This is a genomic window from Streptomyces sp. NPDC085931 (assembly GCF_044540565.1).
Classification (GTDB): Bacteria; Actinomycetota; Actinomycetes; order Streptomycetales; family Streptomycetaceae; genus Streptomyces.
Map to the genome: position 1 here is coordinate 171,040 of NZ_JBITSK010000010.1, position 19,370 is coordinate 190,409.

At 73.3% G+C, this 19,370-nt stretch carries 20 protein-coding genes; 13 read left to right on the top strand and 7 right to left on the bottom strand.

Annotated elements, in window-relative coordinates:
* The first annotated feature begins 36 nt into the window (after positions 1-36).
* Positions 37-204, top strand: coding sequence for a hypothetical protein (locus ACIGAN_RS22510; RefSeq protein WP_365737701.1), 168 nt, complete (start codon positions 37-39; stop codon positions 202-204).
* Positions 205-287: 83 nt separating this feature from the next.
* On the opposite strand, the gene ACIGAN_RS22515 is transcribed toward ACIGAN_RS22510, so the two are convergent.
* Positions 288-1,145, bottom strand: a complete 858-nt coding sequence (locus ACIGAN_RS22515; RefSeq protein ID WP_399859901.1) for a MaoC/PaaZ C-terminal domain-containing protein — start codon at positions 1,143-1,145, stop codon at positions 288-290.
* Positions 1,146-1,537: 392 nt separating this feature from the next.
* Between ACIGAN_RS22515 and ACIGAN_RS22520 the strand changes: the two genes are divergently transcribed.
* From ACIGAN_RS22520 to ACIGAN_RS22535, 4 genes are all read left to right on the top strand, one after another.
* Entirely contained in the window at positions 1,538-1,738 is a 201-nt protein-coding gene (locus ACIGAN_RS22520; RefSeq protein WP_399859904.1) for a hypothetical protein, read from the top strand.
* Positions 1,735-3,045 carry an MFS transporter gene (locus tag ACIGAN_RS22525; protein WP_399859906.1) on the top strand — a complete coding sequence of 437 codons (1,311 nt, stop codon included), beginning with the start codon at positions 1,735-1,737 and terminating at the stop codon, positions 3,043-3,045. Before ACIGAN_RS22520 ends, ACIGAN_RS22525 begins: the two co-directional genes overlap by 4 nt.
* Positions 3,042-3,380, top strand: a complete 339-nt coding sequence (locus tag ACIGAN_RS22530) for a DUF2087 domain-containing protein (protein ID WP_399859909.1) — start codon at positions 3,042-3,044, stop codon at positions 3,378-3,380. Before ACIGAN_RS22525 ends, ACIGAN_RS22530 begins: the two co-directional genes overlap by 4 nt.
* Before the next feature lie 137 nt (positions 3,381-3,517).
* A complete protein-coding gene (locus ACIGAN_RS22535; RefSeq protein WP_399859911.1) occupies positions 3,518-4,750 on the top strand; it encodes a polysaccharide pyruvyl transferase family protein in 1,233 nt (410 codons plus the stop codon).
* Between the two features lie 56 nt (positions 4,751-4,806).
* Here ACIGAN_RS22535 and ACIGAN_RS22540 read toward each other — a convergent pair whose 3' ends face one another.
* Both ACIGAN_RS22540 and ACIGAN_RS22545 read right to left on the bottom strand, forming a co-directional pair.
* A complete protein-coding gene (locus ACIGAN_RS22540; RefSeq protein ID WP_399859914.1) occupies positions 4,807-5,562 on the bottom strand; it encodes a class I SAM-dependent methyltransferase in 756 nt (251 codons plus the stop codon).
* A 256-nt stretch (positions 5,563-5,818) separates the two neighbouring features.
* Positions 5,819-7,252 carry an MFS transporter gene (locus ACIGAN_RS22545; RefSeq protein WP_399859916.1) on the bottom strand — a complete coding sequence of 478 codons (1,434 nt, stop codon included), beginning with the start codon at positions 7,250-7,252 and terminating at the stop codon, positions 5,819-5,821.
* 366 nt (positions 7,253-7,618) lie between these two features.
* Between ACIGAN_RS22545 and ACIGAN_RS22550 the strand changes: the two genes are divergently transcribed.
* The 6 genes from ACIGAN_RS22550 to ACIGAN_RS22575 all read left to right on the top strand — a co-directional run bounded on the left by ACIGAN_RS22550 (position 7,619) and on the right by ACIGAN_RS22575 (position 12,909).
* Positions 7,619-9,358 (top strand): MFS transporter, encoded by a 1,740-nt coding sequence (locus ACIGAN_RS22550; RefSeq protein WP_399859919.1) that lies wholly within the window; start codon positions 7,619-7,621, stop codon positions 9,356-9,358.
* Between the two features lie 90 nt (positions 9,359-9,448).
* Positions 9,449-10,099 (top strand): class I SAM-dependent methyltransferase, encoded by a 651-nt coding sequence (locus ACIGAN_RS22555; protein ID WP_365086984.1) that lies wholly within the window; start codon positions 9,449-9,451, stop codon positions 10,097-10,099.
* Between the two features lie 101 nt (positions 10,100-10,200).
* Entirely contained in the window at positions 10,201-10,488 is a 288-nt protein-coding gene (locus ACIGAN_RS22560) for a hypothetical protein (protein WP_399859922.1), read from the top strand.
* 62 nt (positions 10,489-10,550) lie between these two features.
* The gene (locus ACIGAN_RS22565; protein ID WP_399859924.1) at positions 10,551-11,495 is read left to right on the top strand and encodes an N-acetylmuramoyl-L-alanine amidase; all 945 of its coding nucleotides are present in this window, start codon (positions 10,551-10,553) and stop codon (positions 11,493-11,495) included.
* A 157-nt stretch (positions 11,496-11,652) separates the two neighbouring features.
* Positions 11,653-12,477, top strand: a complete 825-nt coding sequence (locus ACIGAN_RS22570) for a hypothetical protein (RefSeq protein ID WP_365737685.1) — start codon at positions 11,653-11,655, stop codon at positions 12,475-12,477.
* Between the two features lie 138 nt (positions 12,478-12,615).
* Complete coding sequence (locus ACIGAN_RS22575) at positions 12,616-12,909, top strand: hypothetical protein (RefSeq protein ID WP_309094054.1); 294 nt, start codon at positions 12,616-12,618, stop codon at positions 12,907-12,909.
* A gap of 45 nt (positions 12,910-12,954) precedes the next feature.
* Here ACIGAN_RS22575 and ACIGAN_RS22580 read toward each other — a convergent pair whose 3' ends face one another.
* The 3 genes from ACIGAN_RS22580 to ACIGAN_RS22590 are packed head-to-tail and all read right to left on the bottom strand — an operon-like array spanning position 12,955 to position 16,474.
* Entirely contained in the window at positions 12,955-14,025 is a 1,071-nt protein-coding gene (locus ACIGAN_RS22580; protein ID WP_399859928.1) for a prenyltransferase, read from the bottom strand.
* The gene (locus ACIGAN_RS22585; RefSeq protein WP_365086994.1) at positions 14,022-14,771 is read right to left on the bottom strand and encodes a class I SAM-dependent methyltransferase; all 750 of its coding nucleotides are present in this window, start codon (positions 14,769-14,771) and stop codon (positions 14,022-14,024) included. Before ACIGAN_RS22585 ends, ACIGAN_RS22580 begins: the two co-directional genes overlap by 4 nt.
* Complete coding sequence (locus tag ACIGAN_RS22590) at positions 14,765-16,474, bottom strand: glycosyltransferase family 4 protein (protein ID WP_399859931.1); 1,710 nt, start codon at positions 16,472-16,474, stop codon at positions 14,765-14,767. The genes ACIGAN_RS22585 and ACIGAN_RS22590 overlap by 7 nt, the downstream gene beginning before the upstream one ends.
* Positions 16,475-16,684: 210 nt before the next feature.
* Here ACIGAN_RS22590 and ACIGAN_RS22595 point away from each other — a divergent pair, with 210 nt between their 5' ends.
* On the top strand, positions 16,685-17,350 hold the full coding sequence (locus ACIGAN_RS22595) for a TetR family transcriptional regulator (protein WP_365086998.1): 666 nt from the start codon (positions 16,685-16,687) through the stop codon (positions 17,348-17,350).
* A 167-nt stretch (positions 17,351-17,517) separates the two neighbouring features.
* Complete coding sequence (locus ACIGAN_RS22600) at positions 17,518-18,423, top strand: DUF5753 domain-containing protein (protein ID WP_399859934.1); 906 nt, start codon at positions 17,518-17,520, stop codon at positions 18,421-18,423.
* 43 nt (positions 18,424-18,466) lie between these two features.
* Here the strand turns inward: ACIGAN_RS22600 and ACIGAN_RS22605 are convergent, their stop codons facing one another.
* Positions 18,467-19,282: an SAM-dependent methyltransferase gene (locus ACIGAN_RS22605; RefSeq protein ID WP_399859936.1), complete on the bottom strand. Its 816-nt coding sequence runs from the start codon at positions 19,280-19,282 to the stop codon at positions 18,467-18,469.
* Positions 19,283-19,370 lie beyond the last annotated feature (88 nt).

Sequence of the window (19,370 nt, forward strand, 5' to 3'; positions counted from 1 at the left end):
TGAAAAAAGATCATGTTGACGGGGTGAATCCATCCGATGAGCGACGCCAGCAAGAACCAGCCGCACACCGCCGACGTCCAGGAGACCTCCGCCGGCCACGGCCGGCACCGTGGCGAGGTCTCCCCGCACGACGGCGAGACGGCTCCGCGCGGACGCCACCGCAAGCCGGTGGCGGAGACCGAGCAGGCCGTGAGCGTGGCCTGACGGCACATCAGTCACCGGACTGCGCACCGCCCCTCCCGCCACCCGGCGGGAGGGGCGGTTCTTCGTCCGGCGGCGTACTGGACTCAGGTGTGTTCGACGATCGTGTCGGCCAGAACCGGGGCGTCCCCGCGTTCGACGGCGCCGACGGCGACCCGGGTGGACTCCGGCGCGTGCCACATGCGGATCCGCAGCGTCTCCCCCGGGTACACGACCCCGGCGAACCGGGTGGTGTACGACCGGACCCGGGTGACGTCCCCGCCGAGCAGCGTGTCGACGACCGCCTTGAGCGTCATGCCGTAGGTGCACAGGCCGTGCAGGACGGGCCGCTCGAACCCGGCGCGCTGGGCGAACTCGGGGTCCGCGTGCAGGGGGTTGTAGTCGCCGCAGAGGCGGTAGAGCAGGGCCTGGTCCTCGCGGACCGGGCGTTCGACGGTCCGGTCGGGGTCGCCGGCCGGGGGTTCGAGGCGGGCGGAGGGGCCGCGGTCGCCGCCCCAGCCGCCCTCGCCGCGGACGAAGATCCGGGCGTCGTCGGTCCAGAGCGGGCCCTCGGCGTCGGTGACGACGGTGCGCAGCACCAGGACGGCCGCCTCGCCCTTGTCGTACACGGCGACGATCCGGCGGGTCGCGCTGGCGGTGCCCGTCGGGGGCAGCGGCCGGTGGATCACCAGGCTCTGACCGCCGTGCAGGACCTGGGCGAGATCGACGTCGACGCCGGGCACGGACAGTCCGAAGGTCACGCCGGGTTTCCCGCCGCCCGCGACGGTGGCGAAACTGGGCAGGACGTGCAGCCGGGACTCGAGGGTGTAGCGCAGCTCGTCGGGGTCGGTGGCGGGGACGCCGGCGCCGATGCCGAGGTGGTAGAGCTGCACGTCCTTGCGACGCCAGGAGAGCCCACCGGCCCGGGATCCGGCGGCAAGCGCCTTGGCTGCGTCGACGGGCATGGGGCTCCTGATCGTCGTAGGAAAAGACCACCGTGGGAACGACCACCGTGGAGACGACCACCGTGGACGACCACTGCAGTGAGATCTCATGAACCTGAATCACGAGACCTCGCAGGAATTCGGCTCCTGTGGCTGCTCGCGGCCGGCGGGCGACGGCTGCGGAGCTGTCGGCCCGGTGCCGGCTGCGGCAGAAGCAACTGCGCCTGCCACTTGAGGATCTGATGCGGCATCATGTCATCGCGGCGGCCTCCCTCGGTACCGAGCTTCTCTGGCTGCCCCAGCCGACCGCTGCGGCGCAGCGCGCCACTGATGGCTCGGCCGAGTGCACCGTCGAACCGCCGCGCGTCGCGGCCCGAGTACAGGAGTGTCCCCCCTTGCCCCACCCGGTCTCTGTGGCAGGCGCCGAGACGGACCGCGACCGGACACAGCTCGTCGGCACAGGGCCCTTCCTCCCCCTGCCCGAGGACGCCTCCCTGGACGACCGCACCGCCCGGGTGGACGAGATGACGCGGGACCATGAAGAGCGGCTGCTCACCGACGGCCGCCGCGCCGTGGCCACGCAGGGACACACGCTGAAGGAGCCGCTCCGGTGACATCCCTGCGACAGGGCCGGGCTGCGGCACTCCTGGTGATCGCGGCCCTGCTGGTCAGTACAGTGGGTGACGAGGTCGCCATGGTGGCGCTGGCCCTGCGCGGTGCCGACCGCACGGGCCTGACATCGGTGGTGTCGGCCCAGATGCTCGCCGGCCTGGTTCCGGGCATCGCCCTGGGCGGCCCCATCGGGCGGATCGTCGACCGCTTCCGCGCGGACGCGGTCCTGGGCGTGACCCTGGCCCTGGAGTGCCTGATCGCGGCGGCCGCCGCCGCGGTCGCGGACGGCGCGGTGCTGCTCATCGCCACGATGCTGCTGCTGGGTGCCCTCGGGGCCGTGGCCCAGACCTGCGTGATGGCACTCGTGCCGGAGCTGTTCCCGGCCTCCGACGCACAGCTGCGGGTGAACAGCCTCATGGAGTCGGTACGCAACGCCGGGTACATCGTCGGCCCGCTGCTGGTGGGCCTGCTGACGGCGCATGGTGGTACCGGGCTGGCTCTGGCGGTCGACGCGGGCACCTTCGCCTTCGCCCTGCTGGCCGTGCCGGTGATCAGCCGCTGGCTGGTCAGGGCGGCCCGGGATCGTACGCAGACGGCCGATGCCCCCGACGCCGTGACGGACGAACCCGGCACTGACGGACCGCGGACTGCGGGGAAGACCGCGGGAGGCCTGCGGGTCGGCCTGGCCCTTCTCTGGGCGGGGGCACAGCGCCGGACCACGCTCGCCACCATCGCGGTCACCGTCGCGGCGACCTCGGTCGTCAACGTGCTGCTGCCCTTCTTCGCGGACGAGATCCCCGGCGGCACGGCCGTCTACGGCGTGCTGCTGGCCACCTGGAGCGTGGGCCTGGTACTGGGGCCGTTCGCCCTGAGAGGCCGGCTCGGTCGCCGGCCCACCGCCGTCGTCGCCGTGGGAGCCGCGGCGGTCATCGGCCTCAGCTATCTGGTGACCGGCGCCTACCCGGTCGTTCCGCTGATGCTGGCCGCTTTTCTGTGCGGCGGCATGGCCAACGCCGTGCAGAACGTGGCGCTCCGCACGTATGTCATGGCCGACTGCCCACCGGACGTGCGGGGCCGTGTCGGCGCCGCGTACGGAGCGACGCTGCAGAGTTCGGTGGCTGTCGGCTTCGCCCTGGCGGGTCTCGTTCCCGCTGGCTGGGCCCGCTGGGGCATCCTCGCCGGAGGCTCGGTCGCCTTCCTCGCCGGCTCGATCGGCTGGCTCCGCACGCGCGCGCAGGCCCCTTCCACGGCAGCGGCCGAGGACGTGCCCGTACCGACCGGGCGAGCATCGGAAGCCGGCACGCCGTGAGCAACCCGCGGACCGAGCTCGATCCGGTCATCCCCCGCTTCTGCGCCCAGACAGGGGCCTCGCTGCCGCTCGCCTGGGAATTCGCCTGGGCGGATCAGCCCGACGAAGCCGTGGTCCGACCGACACCACCGCCGTGTCCCGTCCCCTCGAAGCAGGGCAAGCGCAGAATGTTCCTGGAAGGGCTGGTACCGCTCTTCGCCCCGCGACGGCGTTACCCGGAGACCGAGGTCAACGACATCCTGCGCGAGGTCCATCCGGACGTGGCCGCGCTGCGGCGGTACCTGGTGGAGGAGCGCCTGCTCATGCGAGCCGACGGTCACTACTGGCGGCCGTGACCGACTGGGCCGACGGCGGGCACCGGGCGGAGGGGCCGGGAGGCCGAACCACCCGCCCCGGCGTGTACGTTGGCCGCTGGTCCGGGGCCGCACCCGCACGTGCTCGGCGCCGGTAAGCGCTAGGGGAAATGGAGCTCATGGCACGCGTCGCCGTCATCACCGCGCCGAACATCGGGTACCGCAACACCGGCATGCTGAGCGTCGACCTGGCGTTCGAGTCCCTGCGGCGGCGGGCGGGCGGTGCCTTCGACGCCACCTGGTACACGCTGCACACGCCGGGGACCGTGCCGCTGCGGGCGGGCGCGCGCGGCACCGACGTCCCGTTCGTGTTCCACCCGCTGGCCGAGCACCTCGACGCGCTGCGCGACCACGACGCCGTCGTCTTCTGGGGCGACTTCCTGCACACCCGGCACTACCTCGCGCAGGACGCGACGAACCGCCTGCTGGACTTCGGCATCGCCGCCGACCGGGACGCCGCCCGGAGCCTGCTGCACCGCACCCTGCTGCTCGCGGACCAGCCCGACGAGCTGCTGGCGCGGACCCTCAGCTACGGCGGCACCATCCTGCACAACACCCAGTCCGACTACGAGGACAAGGAGTACGGCCCGCTCTTCACGCGCCTGGTCAGGGGCAGCCACCGGATCTGGGTGCGCGACCCGCTGTCGGCGGCGAAGATCGCGCATCTGCGCGGGGACCGTACGACCGACCACTTCGGCTCGGACGCGGCGCTGCTGTCCCGCCCCGGTGACCTCGACCACCTGCCGACCACGCCGTGGTCCCGGTCGGTGCCGACGGGCGGAGCCATCGGCGTGTTCCTGGGCGCCCGCACCCCGGTCCCCGACTGGCTGCCCGCCCACTGCCAGGTCCTGTCCGACCGGCTGGGCGTCCCGCTGGAGTGGCTGCCCTGGTTCGACCGGGATGTGCCCGGTCCGGTCGGCCACATCCCGGTCCGCCCGGGCGAGTACACCATCGGCGACCTGCTCGCGGTGCTGCCGCGCTACCGGCTGGTCGTCACGGACACCTACCACCTGGCGGTCAACGCCTGGGGCGCCGGCACCCCGGCGGTGTGCGTCGGGGCGCCCGAGCCGACGCCGAGGACGCACGACGACTACCTGACGCTGAGCGACGTGAAGAAGCACGTCTTCCACATGGCGTACGACGCGACGGACTTCTACCTGTCCACCCAGGAGGGCCGGGACGGGCCGGAGGGGCGCGAGCGGGACCTGGACCGGCTCGTGCGGCTGCTGGAGGGTGGCGGGGCCGAGGCCGTCGCCACCCGCATCCGCGCACACGCCGACCACTCGGCGACGGCCTTCACGGACACCCTGACCGCCCTGCTCGCCTCACCTAGCCCACCCCGCGGCGCCTGACCGGCACCGCCTCGGCGGGCCGGGCCGAGCCCGCTCGCCCCCCGCCCCCCGCCCCCCTACCCGGCCACTCCCCGCCCACGCCGGAACAGCGCGGTCCACAGGAAGGACTCGCCGAAGCGGTCCGAATCCTCCGGCTCGGCGCGCATCCTGCGCAGGTCGAGCACGTCGAGGCTGGAGAAGATCTCGCGCAACGCCTCGGGCGTGTAGGCGAGTCCGCCCCGCAGTCCGGCTCCCTCCCGGTAGAAGTCCGCGTCGGGCACCTCCGACCCCATGCCGCCCGTCCCGGCGGCGAAGCACGCCAGGCCGAACAGGCCACCGGGCGCCAGGACCCTGTCCAGCAGGGCCAGGTAGCTGATCCGCCGGTGCGGGGGCAGGTGGTGGAAGCAGCCGGAGTCGTAGACGAGGTCGTAGGGGCCGGTGAGTCGGGTCCCGGCGAGGGCGAAGGCGTCCCCGCGGTGGAACCGCACGCCCCGCACCCCGGTCTCGTCGGCCCGTTCCCGGGCCCAGTCGAGGGCCGCCGGAGAGAGGTCGACCGCGTCGACCTCGAAGCCCCGGGCCGCCAGGTAGAGGGCGTTGCGTCCCGGGCCGCAGCCCAGGTCGAGCGCCCGGCCCGGGCCGGCGGTCCCATCCTCCACGTGACGCACCAGGTTCTCGTCCGGTTTCGCCGCGAAGAACGGCACCGGCCGGGACCGTTCGGCGTAGAAGCCGTCCCACCAGCCGGCCCCCCGCCGCGACCACCGGTCGGCCTCGGGTGCGAACAGCCCGTCGAGCAGGGCGAGTACGTCGTCGACAGTGCGTATGTTCCGGTCCATCCGGCCCCCTTCCGCGACTGCCGACCCTAGGCGCACACGTGACGAAAGACCAGGTCAGGCCGGTTTTCGCGGTCCGGCGGGAGGCGTGTGACGGCCCGTCGCGCGCCCGGGCGCGCGATGGGTGGCGGGCCCTGCCGCCCCTGCCGTGAAAGACATGCGGCGCACCCTCCGGGGGCCACCGAGGGGCCGTTGCGGGCCGGGCGACGGACGGTTTTCCGGCCGTGCCGAGCGCCTCCGGCCGTACCGAGCGCCTGGTCTAGGAGCCCTCCGGCTTCGTCCTCCGTGGCAGCCAGAGCCACATCAGCGCCACGCCGGCCGCCAGCACCACGGCGCCCACCCGGAAGGCGAGGGCGTACCCCTCCGTCAGGGCCCGCGGTGTGGTGCTCCCGGCCGAGCGGGAGGCCGCCAGGGTGGAGAGGACGGCGAGGCCGAGGGAACCGCCCATGGTGCGGGAGGTGTTGACCAGGCCGGAGACCAGCCCGGCCTCCTCGGGAGCCGCGCCGGAGGTGGCCAGGGAGGCGAGCGGGGTCGCCGCCAGGCCCGCGCCGAGCATCATCAGGACGCCGGGGACGAGGATGGCGGTCGCGTAGGCCCCGTCGGAGGTCATCGTGGACTGCCAGGCGAAGCCCGCCACCGCGACCAGCGTGCCGAGCACCGCCACGTTGCGCGGGCCGACCGGCCTCATCAGCCGGGGCGCCAGCTTGGAGCCGAGGATGACGGCGAGGGAGCTGGGGACCAGGGCGAGTCCGGCCTCCAGCGGCGTGTAGCCGAGGACGTTCTGCGCGTAGAGGGTCATGAAGAACCACATGCAGAACATGGCGGAGCCGCACAGGAACATGGCCACGTTCGCGGAGGAGACCGAGCGCAGGCGCAGCAGGCCGAGCGGCATCAGCGGGCTCGCCGTGCGGGCCTCGACCGCGAGGAACAGCCCGATCAGGGCCAGTCCGGCGAGCAGCGGCAGCAGTGTGGCCGACGCCGTCCAGCCCTGCGCCTCGGTCTGGGAGATGCCGTAGGCGAGGGTGCCGAGCCCGGCCGTGACGAACAGCGCGCCGGGCAGGTCCAGGCGCCGCCCGTCCCCGGCCCGGCCCTCGGTGAGGAACCAGGCGGCGGCGCACAGCACGACGGCGCCGACGGGCACGTTGATCAGCAGCACCCATCGCCAGGACAGCGTCTCGATCAGCAGCCCGCCGACCAGGCCGCCGGCCGCGCCCCCGCCGGCGCCGACCGCCGTCCAGGTGCCTATGGCCCGGGCCCGGGCCGCGCCCTCGGGCACGGACGCCGTGAGAATGGTCAGTGTCGAGGGCGCCAGCACGGCCGCGCCGAGCCCCTGCACGGCCCGGGCGAGGAGCAGTTGCCACTCGGCCACGGCCAGTCCGCCGGCCAGCGAGGCCAGGGTGAACAGGCCGAGCCCGACGAGGAACATCCGCTTGCGGCCGTAGAGATCACCGGCCCGGCCGCCGAGCAGCATGAACCCGGCGAAGGCGATGGCGTAGGCGTTCACCACCCACTGCAGGCCCTGCTCGCTCAGCCCCAGCCCGCTGCGCATCGAGGGCAGCGCCACGTTGACGACGGAGACGTCCAGGACGACGAGGAACTGCCCGGCGCAGGTGAGCGCCACGACGAGCCAGGTGGGGGGCGAGGTGCGGCGGGGTGTGCGGGTCATCTCGGCGGCTTCGACCATGGGTGTCATGCTCTCAACCACCCCACGCTCCCGGCATCGGGATTTCGTCCTAGGCCGTGTCCGTAAAGTCCCGTCGTCCGCCCGGAGGGCGGGCCCTGCGGCGTCTGGTGCGTGCTCTCGGCGCGCCGGGCGGAGTCCCGCGTACTGGATGTACTTGGGGCTTCGCTCGGTGCGGCGAGAGTGCGTGCCAGGCGTCGCGGGGCAGGCGGGACTTTACGGACACGGCCTAGGGCCACGGCGGGTCCGCCTCTCCGTACCAAGAGAAGGTCAAGATTTCGTTAGAGTGCCAAAGCAACGGAATAGTTGCCTGCGCATACAAGGTTCACACTCCATGTAACCGTGCACGCCAACCCCCCGGCCTGGAGGCCCCCCTCAATGACGCAGACGACGGCAGAACGTCCCGCCGGCCGAGCGAGCGGGGCCGTGGTCCCGGTGCTCGCCTTCGCGGGCATCGTTGTCGCGGTGATGCAGACCCTGCTCGTCCCGGTGATCAAGGACCTGCCGCAACTGCTGGACACCGCCCCCAGCAACGCCACCTGGGTCCTGACCTCGACCCTCCTCTCGGGTGCCGTGGCCACCCCGATCATGGGCCGCCTCGGCGACCTCTACGGCAAGCGCCGCATGCTGATCCTCAGCCTGTCGGTGATGGTCGTGGGCGCGCTGGTCAGCGCGCTCACCAGCGACCTGCTGCTCATGATCATCGGCCGTACGCTCCAGGGCTTCGCGATGGGCGCCATCCCGCTCGGCATCGGCCTGATGCGGGACATGCTGCCCCGCGAGAAGCTCGGCTCGGCGATGGCCCTGATGAGCTCCTCCATAGGCGTCGGCGGCGGCCTCGCCCTGCCCGCCGCCGCCCTGGTCGCCCAGCACAGCGACTGGCACGCCCTGTTCTACGGCGCCGCCGGCCTCGGCGTGCTCTCCATCGCCCTGACCCTCCTCGTCGTGCCGGAGTCCCCGATGCGCGCCGCGGGCACCTTCGACCTGCCGGGCGCGTTCGGCCTGTCCGCCGGGCTCGTGCTGTTCCTGCTGCCGATCACCAAGGGCAGCGACTGGGGCTGGTCCTCCGGCACCACGCTCGGCCTGTTCGCCGCGGCGGCGGTGGTGCTCGCGCTGTGGGGCGTGATGGAACTGCGCGTCAAGGCCCCGCTGGTCGACCTGCGCACCACGGCCCGCCCGGCGGTGCTCTTCACCAACCTCGCCTCGATCATGGTCGGCGTCTCCTTCTACGTCGTCTCGCTGGTCCTGCCCCAGCTGCTCCAGCTGCCGACGTCCACCGGCTACGGCCTCGGCCAGTCGATGGTCGTCGCGGGCCTGCTCGTCGCGCCGCTCGGCCTGACGATGATGTTCACCGCGCCCGTCTACGCCCGGCTGTCCGCGCGGTACGGCCCCAAGGTCACCCTGATCCTCGGCCTGCTGATCATCGCGATCGGCTACGGGGCCGGCCTCGGGCTGATGAGCGCCGCCTGGCAGAGCCTGGTCATCTCGGTCCTGCTCGGCGCGGGCATCGGCCTCGCCTACTCCTCGCTGCCCGCGCTGATCGTGGGCGCGGTCCCGGCGTCGGAGACCGGCGCGGCCAACGGCCTGAACACACTGATGCGTTCCATCGGCACGTCGGTGTCGAGCGCCGTGATCGGCATGGTGCTGGCCGACACCGCGCACACCGTCGGCGGCGTCGAGGTCCCCACCATGCACGGCTTCCGGGTCTCCTTCCTGATCGCGACCGGCGCGGTCGCGGTGGGCCTGGTGCTGGCGCTGTTCCTGCCGGGCCGCCGCCCCTCGGGCAAGCCGCAGCTGCGCGCCAGCAGCGAGGAGGACGCGGCGCTGGAGCGGGCCGAGCAGGTTCTGCGCGGCTTCCGCGGCCGGGTGCTGGCCGCCGACGGCTCCCCGGTGGCCCGGGCCAGGGTCACCCTGATCGACCGCGGCGGCCGGCAGGCCGGGGCGACCCTGTCCGCCGAGGACGGCAGCTACGCGCTCGCCGTCCCCGCGCGGGGCGCCTACGTCGTGGCCGCCCGCGCCGCCGGCCACGGCCCGCTCGCCTCGTCCGCGACCCACGCCGGCGACGACCGGCCGGTCGACCTGGACCTGTCGCTGCCGGGCGAGACCGTCTCCGCCTGACCCCCGCTCACTCCCGTACCCCCCGTCGTGCTCCGGCGGGGGGTACGGCAGCATGGGCGCCCGGAACGTCGTACGACCGAGAGGAACCCCATGCCCGCGGCCCCGAAGCCCGAGATCCTGGCCGCGTTCGAGGCGGCGAAGGGATTCATGCCCACGGCCGAGGGACTGGCCGTGTACGCGGCGGCCGTGGAGGCCGGGCGGCTGGGGCTGCCCCTGCTGGAGGTCGGCACGTACTGCGGGCGCTCCACGATCCTGCTGGCCGACGCGGCCCGCGAGGCCGGGGTGAGCGCGCTCACCGTGGACCACCACCGCGGCAGCGAGGAGCAGCAGCCGGGCTGGGAGTACCACGACCCGGCAACCGTCGACCCCGAGCTGGGCGTGATGGACACGCTGCCGGCGTTCCGCCGCACCCTGTACCGGGCGGGCCTGGAGGAGCACGTGGTGGCGCTGGTGGGGCGCTCCCCGCAGATCGCCGCGTTCTGGCGCACACCGCTCGGCCTCGTCTTCATCGACGGCGGTCACACCGACGAGCACGCCACGGCCGACTACGAGGGCTGGGCCCCGCACGTCGCCGAGGGCGGGTTGCTCCTCATCCACGACGTCTTCCCGGACCCGCGGGACGAGTTCACCGGCCAGGCCCCGTACCGCGTCTACCTCCGGGCCCTGGCCTCGGGCGCCTTCACGGAGGTCTCGGCGACCGACTCGCTGCGGGTGCTGCGGCGCACCGGCCCGGGCGTCTGAGGCTGGGCGGGTGAACCGCGCCCCGTCCGCCGCCGCCCGGTCGGCCCACGGGCGGCGTGGCGCGTCGGCGGGCGCGCGGCGCTGCCCAAGGATCCGGGCGCGTGGCACACACCTTCGCAGAGCTCGTGGAGAAGCAGCGCGCGGCGGACGAGGCGTACGCCCGCGTGCGCGAGCTGCAGGACGCCTACGGTCCGCCCACCCGGACACCGTGGAGCGACCGGCAGACCACCACCTGGGAGACCGCCTGGCGCGCCTGGCGCGATCTCGCCCGGGACGTCCAGGCGGCGGTGACGGCGTACGCGCGGCAGGAGCAGACGCCGCGCCAGGAGGTCGAGGCGCGGGTGAAGGAGGCGGTACGGCACGGGGACGGCGGCGCGAACGGCGCGTAGCGGGCACCCGCCCCGGCCCCGCCCGGCCCGCTCCCCTCCGCCACGGCCGCTAGGGTGGCTGCGTGTCGTACGCAGGCCCGGACTTCGAACCTCCCCAGCCCCGCCGCTTCCGCCGCGGCCCGCTGACCGTGGCGCTCGCCGCGCTCGTGCCGGGCGCGCTGCTCGGCTGGCTGGTCTACGCGACGGTGGGCGGCTCGGGGGACGGCGGCGCTCGGGACCGGGCGAGCACGTCCGCGTCCGCCGCGCCCACCACCCCCACCGGGCCCGGCGAGCCCACCGACGACGGCAAGGGGCCGTCACCGGCGGCCAGCGCCTCCGCGCCCGCCGCCTCGGGCCCGCTCAAGGGCAAGGTCGTCGTCATCGACCCGGGCCACAACCCGGGCAACTTCCGGCACCCGGACGAGATCAACCGCCCCGTGGACATCGGCACCAACCGCAAGGAGTGCGACACCACCGGCACGTCCACCGACGACGGGTACACCGAGGCGAGGTTCACCCTGGACGTGGCGCACCGGATGCGCACGCTCCTGCGGGAGCAGGGCGCCACGGTGAAGCTGACGCAGGACGGTGACCGGCCCTACGGCCCGTGCGTGGACGAGCGGGCGCGGATCGGCAACGAGGCGAAGGCCGACGCGGTGGTGTCGATCCACGCGGACGGCTCCGGCGCCGGCAACCGCGGCTTCCATGTGATCCTGCCCGGCTCGGTCCGGGCGGGCGCCGCGGACACCCGGGCGATCGTCGCCCCGTCCCGGGACCTCGGCGAGCGCGTGGCGGGCCGTTTCGTGGCCGTCACCGGCAGCGCGCCGTCCAACTACGCCGGCGACGGCACCGGTCTCGTCACGCGTAAGGACCTGGGCGGTCTCAATCTGTCAACGGTTCCCAAGGTGTTCATCGAGTGCGGCAACATGCGCGATAGCAAGGACGCGGCGTTGCTCACCAGTGGCGCCTGGCGACAGAAGGCGGCGCAAGGGATCTCTGAGGGAATCGTGAGTTTCCTGCGCGGGTAGGTGCGGACCGGCGGATCCCGGCGGACACCCTGATCGGGCGGACGATAGTGTCCTCCTTACGATGAGGGCCACCCCCGCGCTTCACACCGAGTCCGGACGGCGACATGGTGACAGCGACGCCTCTACCGACGACGAGACGACCTACGAAGGACCTGAAGTGAATATCCGCTCCCTCACTCGGGGCGACGGCGTGGTGATCGGAGCAGCGGTGTTGCTGTTGATCGCGTCGTTCCTGAACCTCTACTCGTTCGACAATGTCCCCGACAGCGTCGACCTCCCCAGCCTGTGGGGCAGCGGCCCGGTCGTGTTCAGCGTCGTGCTGGCCGGGATCATCGGCGCCGCGCTCGTCGTCGTCGGCCGGGGCCTGCCGCAGGCCCCGAAGATCGCGGGGCTGGAACTCGTCCCGTTCGGCATCGCCTTCACGGTGTTCGCCGCGTGGAGCGCGCTGGGCAACATCTTCGACGTGCCGGGCGGCTTCGACAACATCGGTGAGAACGGCGGTTCCGGCGCCCCGAGCCCCGGCATCGGCATGATCCTCGCCCTCGTCGCCACGCTGCTGATGGCCGCCGCCGCCCTCGCCACCCCCCTGGTCCCCGCCCTCAAGGGCTCCCTCGTCCCGGCCCCGCGCCCGGCCGCTCCGCAGCCCTACGGCGGTCAGCCGCAGGGTGGTTACGGCTACCCGGGCGCCCAGCAGCCCGGCGGCTACGGCCAGCCGCAGCCGGGGCAGCCGTTCGGCGGCCAGCCCCAGCCGCAGCAGGCGCAGGCCCCGCAGCCGCCGGCCGGGGACTTCTCCCCGTTCTGGTTCGCGGTGCCGGTGCCGCGGCCGCTGTTCGCGGAGGACGGTTCGCCTACGCCCATCGCCGAACTCGCGCCGGGCACCTGGTACCTGGCGGTCGAGCAGCGCGGCGCGGCCCTGGTCGCCCAGACGCAGGACGGCCGCCGCGGTGTCCTGCAGGACACGTCGGGCATCCAGCGCGGCTGAGCCCGCACGCCTCTCGCGCGGCCCCTCGCCCTCCCGGGCGGGGGGCCGTTGCCGTACCGGCCCCGTGGAGGCCCGCCGAGGTGAACTCCTGCGCGATTCCCCTGGTTTCATCCGGGGTTCAAGGGCAATCCGGAGACTATGTCCCCTCGATATCGCAACGGCGCGAATCAGGCCGGCACGATCATCGCGGTCGTAGCCGACATCATGGCCCTCATCCTGGGCCTGTGGATTCTGATGTACCTGCTGGACGCCAACCCGGCGAACGACTTCGTCCAGTTCGTACACGACGCGGCCCGCTGGCTGGCCGGCTGGTCGCACGACCTGTTCACGTTCGACGAGGCGTGGGCCAGGGTCGTCGCCGGGTACGGCCTGGCGGCGGTGGTCTACCTGTTCGTGGGCCACGCCATCGCCAACCGGGTGCACCGGCACTGACGGCGTCCTGAGGGCTCGTGCTCCCCGCGCGGGGAGCGCGAGCCCTCAGGCGCAGCAGTCCGCTTCGAGCCCGGTCGGCAACTGCTCCCCGCCGAACACCGCGCAGGTCGCCTCGTGGCCGCCGAGCGCGGCGACGGCCAGCAGCAGCGACCCGGCCGTCCATGTGGTGAGTTCCCGCGGCCAGATCGCGTCGTCGTCGAAGACGTACCCGGTCCAGTAGAGCCCGCTGTCCGTATCGCGCAGGTGCTGGATCGACTGCAGCACCTCCAGCGCCCGGTCGGACTCGCCCATCGCCCACAGGGCCAGGGCGAGTTCGGCGGACTCACCGCCCGTCACCCACGGGTTGGGCACGACACAGCGCACCCCGAGGCCGGGGACGACGAAGCGCTCCCATCCCTCCTCGATCCGGGCCTTGGCCTCCGCCCCGGTCAGGGCGCCGCCCAGCACGGGGTAGTACCAGTCCATCGAGTAGCGGTTCTTGTCCAGGAACCGCTCGGGGTGGTGCCGGATCGCGTGCCGCAGGGCACCGGCCGCCAGCTCCCAGTCGGGCTGCGGCTCCTCGCGCTGCTCGGCGATGGCCAGGGCGCAGCGCAGCGCGTGGTGGATCGAGGAGGAGCCGGTCAGCAGGGCGTCGGCGGTCGCCGTGCCGTCGTCGTCGCGCCGCCAGCCGATCTGCCCGCCGGGCTGCTGCAGGCGCAGCACGAACTCCACCGCCGCGTACACCGCCGGCCACATCCGCTCCAGGAACGTGTCGTCGCCGGTGGACAGGTAGTGGTGCCAGACGCCGACGGCTATGTAGGCGACGAAGTTGGTCTCGCGGCCGCGGTCGGTGACGTCGGCGAACTCCCCGTCGGCGTACGCCGCGTACCAGGAGCCGTCCTCGTTCTGGTGCCGGGCCAGCCACAGGTAGGCGCGCTCGGCGGCCGCGTGCTCACCGGCCGCGTCCAGGGCCATCGCGGCCTCGACGTGGTCCCACGGGTCGAGGTGGTGGCCGCGGAACCAGGGGATCGCGCCGTCCTCGCGCTGCACGGCGAGGATGCCGGCGACGGTCTCGGCGGCCTGCCCGGCGGTGAGGACCCCGGGCAGGACCAGGTGTTCCGTCCGGGGCGTCGTCACGTGGCGTCCGCCCCGGTGGCGGCCGGACGGGGCAGGTGCGGCTTGGTCGCGTACGCCACGAAGCTCTTGCCGATGAGCGGGTTGAGCGCCTGCTCGGCGACCCGGGTGGCCAGGGGCTTCTTCATGATGTCCCAGACCAGCAGCTTGTGGTACGCCCGCACCGGCAGCGCCTTGTCGTTGTCGACGCCGAACGCGCACTTCAGCCACCAGTAGGGCGAGTGCAGGGCGTGGGCGTGGTGGGTGCCGTAGGGCTTGAGGCCGGCCTCGCGGATCTTCTCCAGCAGTTCGTCCGCGCGGTAGATGCGGATGTGGCCGCCCTCGACCTCGTGGTAGGCGTCGGACAGGGCCCAGCAGACCTTCTCGGGGCCGTAGCGCGGCACGGTGACGGCGATGCGGCCGCCCGGCTTCAGCACCCGCACCATCTCGGCGAGGACGCCCTTGTCGTCCGGGATGTGCTCCATCACCTCGGAGATGATGACGACGTCGAAGGACTCGTCCGGGAAGGGCAGCGCGAGCGCGTCGCCCTCCATGGCGGTGGCCGTGGCCCCCTCGGGCGCCTCCCCAGCCTCCTTCATGGCCGCGAACCACTTCGCGACCTCGCGGATCTCGTCGGCGTTCCGGTCCAGCGCCACGACCTGCGCGCCGCGCCGGTAGCACTCGAACGCGTGCCGTCCGGCACCGCAGCCGAGGTCCAGGACACGGTCGCCCGGGGCGAGCGGGAACCGGGAGAAGTCGACGGTCAGCACGTGGCCCTGCTTTCGGAGTTGACGCCTGTTGCATCGGCGGGGGCCGGGGGGACGGCACCCGCCGGGGACGTGGGGGACGAGGAGACGGCTCCCGCCGCGGTGGCCACCGGCACGGACCCGGCGGCCGGGGAACCGTCGCCGCCCGACGGTGGGACGGCCCCCGCGGCCGGGGAACCGGCCCGCACCGCCGGTTCGGCCGGCCGGCGGCCGCCACCCGGAGCCGGAGAGCCGAGACCCTCCGCAACCGCCGCGCGCGACCGGTCGCTTCCGCCCTCCCGGGCGGCCGAGGAACTGTCACCACCCGACACCGAAGCAGCCCCCGCGGCCGGGGAACCAGCCCGCGCCGCCCGGCCGGAGACCGCCGGGGCCGACGCGCGCGAGCGGTCGCGTGCGGTGCGTCCCCCGGCCCGTTCGATCGCCTCGCGGTAGCGGGACACCGTGCCCTGCGCGGCCCGGGCCCAGGTGAAGTGGCGCAGGACCCGTTCACGTCCGGCCGCGCCGAGCCGTGCCCGCAGGTCCGGGTCGCCCAGCAGGCGGCTCAGCCCCGCGGCCAGGGCCTGGGAGTCGCCCGGCGGCACCGCCAGGCACGTCTCGCCGTCCCGGCCGGCGACCTCGGGGATCGCGCCCCCGGTCGTGGCGAGCAGCGGCGTCCCGGTCGCCATGGCCTCCGCGGCCGGGAGCGAGAAGCCCTCGTAGAGGGACGGCACGCACGCGACCTGCGCCGAGCGCACCAGGTCGACGAGTTCCGCGTCGGAGATGCCCTTGACGAACTCCACGGCGCCTTCCAGCCCGTAGCGCTCCACGGCCTGGGCGACCGGCCCCTCGGCCGGGCGCTTGCCCACCACGACGAGATGCGCCCCGGGGTGCTCCGCGCGCACCTTCGCCAGCGCCTCGACCAGATGCACCAGGCCCTTGAGCGGCACGTCCGCGCTGGACGTCGTCACGATCCGGCCGGGGACGACCGGCACGGACGGATCCGGCGAGAACAGGTCGGTGTCGGCGCCGATGTGCACCACGTGGATCCGGTCCGGCCGGACGCCGAGGTGGTCGACGATCTCCTGGCGGGACGTGCCGGAGACGGTGAGCACGGACGGCAGCCGCCGCGCCACCCGCTTCTGCATGCGGGTGAAGGCGTACCACCGCCGCACCGACCAGCGCCGCTGCCGGCCGTCCGCCGCGTCCAGCTCCAACTGCCGGTCCACGGTGATGGGATGGTGGATCGTGGTCACCAGGGGCGCGCCGATGTCGCCCAGCAGCCCGTAGCCGAGGGTCTGGTTGTCGTGGACGACGTCGAACGCGCCGCGGCGGGCGCGCAGATGGCGGCGGGCGCGCAGCGAGAACGTCAGCGGCTCGGGGAAGCCGCCGGTCCACATCGTCGCGACTTCCAGGGCGTCGATCCAGTCGCGGTACTCGTCGCGCCCGGGTGTGCGGAAGGGGTCCGGCTGGCGGTACAGGTCGAGGCTGGGCAGCTCGGTCAGGCGCAGGCCGTCGTAGCCCTCGTCGAGGACGGGGTAGGGCTGGGCGCCGATGACCTCGACGCGGTGGCCGAGGCGGGCCAGCTCGCGCGAGAGGTGCCGGACGTAGACGCCCTGACCACCGCAGAACGGGTTCCCTTTGTAGGTGAGGAGCGCGATGTCGAGCGGTCGCAAGCCGTCGGCAGCGGGGTCCTCCGGAGCCCCGGCCTCCCTGGCCTCAGCGGTCACTCTGGGCCCCCTTCTCCCTGCACTGTCCCGCGAGATTACGCCGGGACGCTAATCTAGAACAAGTTTCAGACTTGATCGTTCGGAGGCTCCGAATCTACCGGCAGGTAGGGGCGCTGTGACCAGTGGATCAGGTGATTCACGCCACGGCCGGCGCCGTGCCATGCTGTCTGATCACTCGTCCTCACGGACGGTCACGGACGGGACCGAGCCATGCCCGCGCAAGCCCAGGTGAACGCCGAGGTGAACAAGGTGGTCAAGCCGGCCAGGGGGGACGCCGCAGCCCCGGCCTCCGCCGCGCTGACGGAGCGGCAGGAGGCTCGCCGTCGCCGCATCCTGCACGCGAGCGCGCACCTGGCCGGCCGGGGCGGTTTCGACGCCGTGCAGATGCGTGAGGTCGCGGAGTCCTCGCAGGTGGCGCTCGGCACGCTGTACCGCTACTTCCCCTCCAAGATCCATCTGCTGGTCGCCACGATGCAGGACCAGCTGGAGCACCTGCACGGCACGCTGCGGAAGAAGCCGCCGCAGGGCGCCACGGCGGCCGAGCGGGTCGCCGAGACGCTGATGCGCGCCTTCCGCGCCCTGCAGCGCGAGCCGCACCTGGCCGACGCCATGGTGCGCGCGCTCACCTTCGCCGACCGCAGCGTGAGCCCCGAGGTCGACCAGGTCTCCCGGCAGACCACGGCGATCATCCTGGACGCGATGGGCCAGGAGGACCCGACCCCGGAGCAGTTGTCGGCGGTCCGCGTCATCGAGCACACCTGGCACTCGGCCCTGATCACCTGGCTCTCGGGCCGTGCCTCCATCGCCCAGGTCAGGGTCGACATCGAGACGGTCTGCCGTCTGATCGACCTGACGGCGCCGGACGCGCGGGGGTGACCTGCTCGTCGGGCCCTTTGGCACCCCCACGCCTGCCGGGGCCCGAGCCGGCCGGTACGTGGCGGTGTAGGTCGGATCCGGTGAACTGTCCGCCGCCGCGCGGCATTTGATGGTGTGCTGCGCCCTCTAGGATGGTCCGACGCAACGCTCGCACCGGGAGAGATGCCATGGGCACCGAAGAGGCCGCATCCGTCACGACCGGGGGCGGGGCGCTGGACGCCCGGTCGGCCGGGCCCATGGTGCCGCGGCTGGTGCTGGGCGCCCGGCTGCGGCGCCTGCGCGAGGAGCGGGGCATCGGCCGCGCGGACGCCGGGGAGGCCATCCGCTCCTCCTCGTCGAAGATCAGCCGCATGGAGGCCGGGCGCCACGGCTTCAAACTGCGCGACGTCGCCGACCTGCTCACCCTCTACGGCGTCACCGACGAGGCCGAGCGCGCCACCCTGCTGGCCCTGGCCGAGCAGGCCAACACCCCGGCCTGGTGGCGCTATTACAGCGATGTCGTGCCCCCGTGGATGCAGACCTACCTCGGGGCCGAGCAGGCGGCGACCCTGGTCCGCTGCTACCAGGTGCAGCGCGTGCCCGGTCTGCTGCAGACCCCCGACTACGCCCGCGCCTCCCTGCGGGTCGCCCACCCCGACGCCGGACCGGCGGAGATCGAGCGCCGGGTCGCGCTGCGGATGACCCGCCGGCGCATCCTGTACCGGCAGCCGCCGACCCGGCTGTGGGCCGTGCTCGACGAGGCGGCGCTGCGCCGTCCGGTGGGCGGGATCCGGGTGATGCGCGCCCAGCTCAGGCAGCTCATCGAGGCCTGCCGGCTGCCGCAGGTGACGCTGCAGATCCTGCCGTTCACCTCCGGCGGGCACGCGGCCGAGGGCGGCCCGGTGACCATCCTGCGCCTGCCCGGCGGGCAACTGCCGGACATGGTCTACGTGGAGAAGCTCACCACCGCCCTGTACCCGGACAAGCCCGGGGAGATCGAGCGCTATTGGGACGCCATGAACCGGCTGGTGGTCGAAGCCGAGTCACCGGACGAGACTCCGACCATCCTGCACCGCGTGCTCCAGGAGACCTGACGGCCGGCGGACCGCCCGGCGGCCGCGACGCCGGGGCGGCCGCTCAGGCCTTGCGGGCCACTCCGCCGTACTGGTGCACCTCGGCGGGCAGCCCCAGGGCCGCCGCGTCGGGGCGCCAGCGGGAGCAGGACGTCACGCCCGGTTCGAGCAGGTCCAGTCCGTCGAAGTGGCGCGCGATCTGCTCCGGGCTGCGCAGGATGTAGGGGACCGAGCCGCCCTCGTTGTACTGATGGATGGCCCGGACGTACTCCTCGCTGGTGTCGGTGGAGTCGTAACTCACGAGGAAGCTGCCGGAGGGCAGGGCGTCCACCAGCTGCCGCACGATCGAGCGGGCCTCGTCATGGTCCTCGATGTGGCCCAGGATGCCCATGAGCATCAGCGCGACGGGCCGGTCGAAGTCCAGGGTCTTGCCGGCTTCCCGGATGATCGTCTCCGGCCGGCGCAGGTCGGCGTCGACGTAGTTGGTGACGCCCTCCGGGGTGCTGGTGAGCAGCGCGCGGGCGTGGGCGAGGACCAGCGGGTCGTTGTCGACGTAGACGATCCGGCTCTCCGGGGCGACGCTCTGGGCGATCTGGTGGGTGTTGTCCACGTTGGGCAGTCCGGTGCCGATGTCCAGGAACTGCCGGATGCCCTCCTCGGCGGCGAGATGGCGGACGGCGCGGGCGAGGAAGTAGCGGGCGGCGCGGGCGCCGGTCTCGATGCCGGGGAAGATCTCCCGGAACGCGTCACCGGCGACGCGGTCGACCTCGTAGTTGTCCTTGCCGCCCAGCCAGTAGTTCCAGATCCGGGCCGAGTGCGGCACCGAGGTGTCGATCTTGTCGAACGGCTCCTGCGCGGAGTTCTCCACCTGCTCGGTCATGGACGCTCCTGCCTGTGGTCGGGAAGCCCCACGTTAGCCGGTCCACACCGCTGGGCGGATCAACTCCACTGCTGTTCACAGGAGTTAG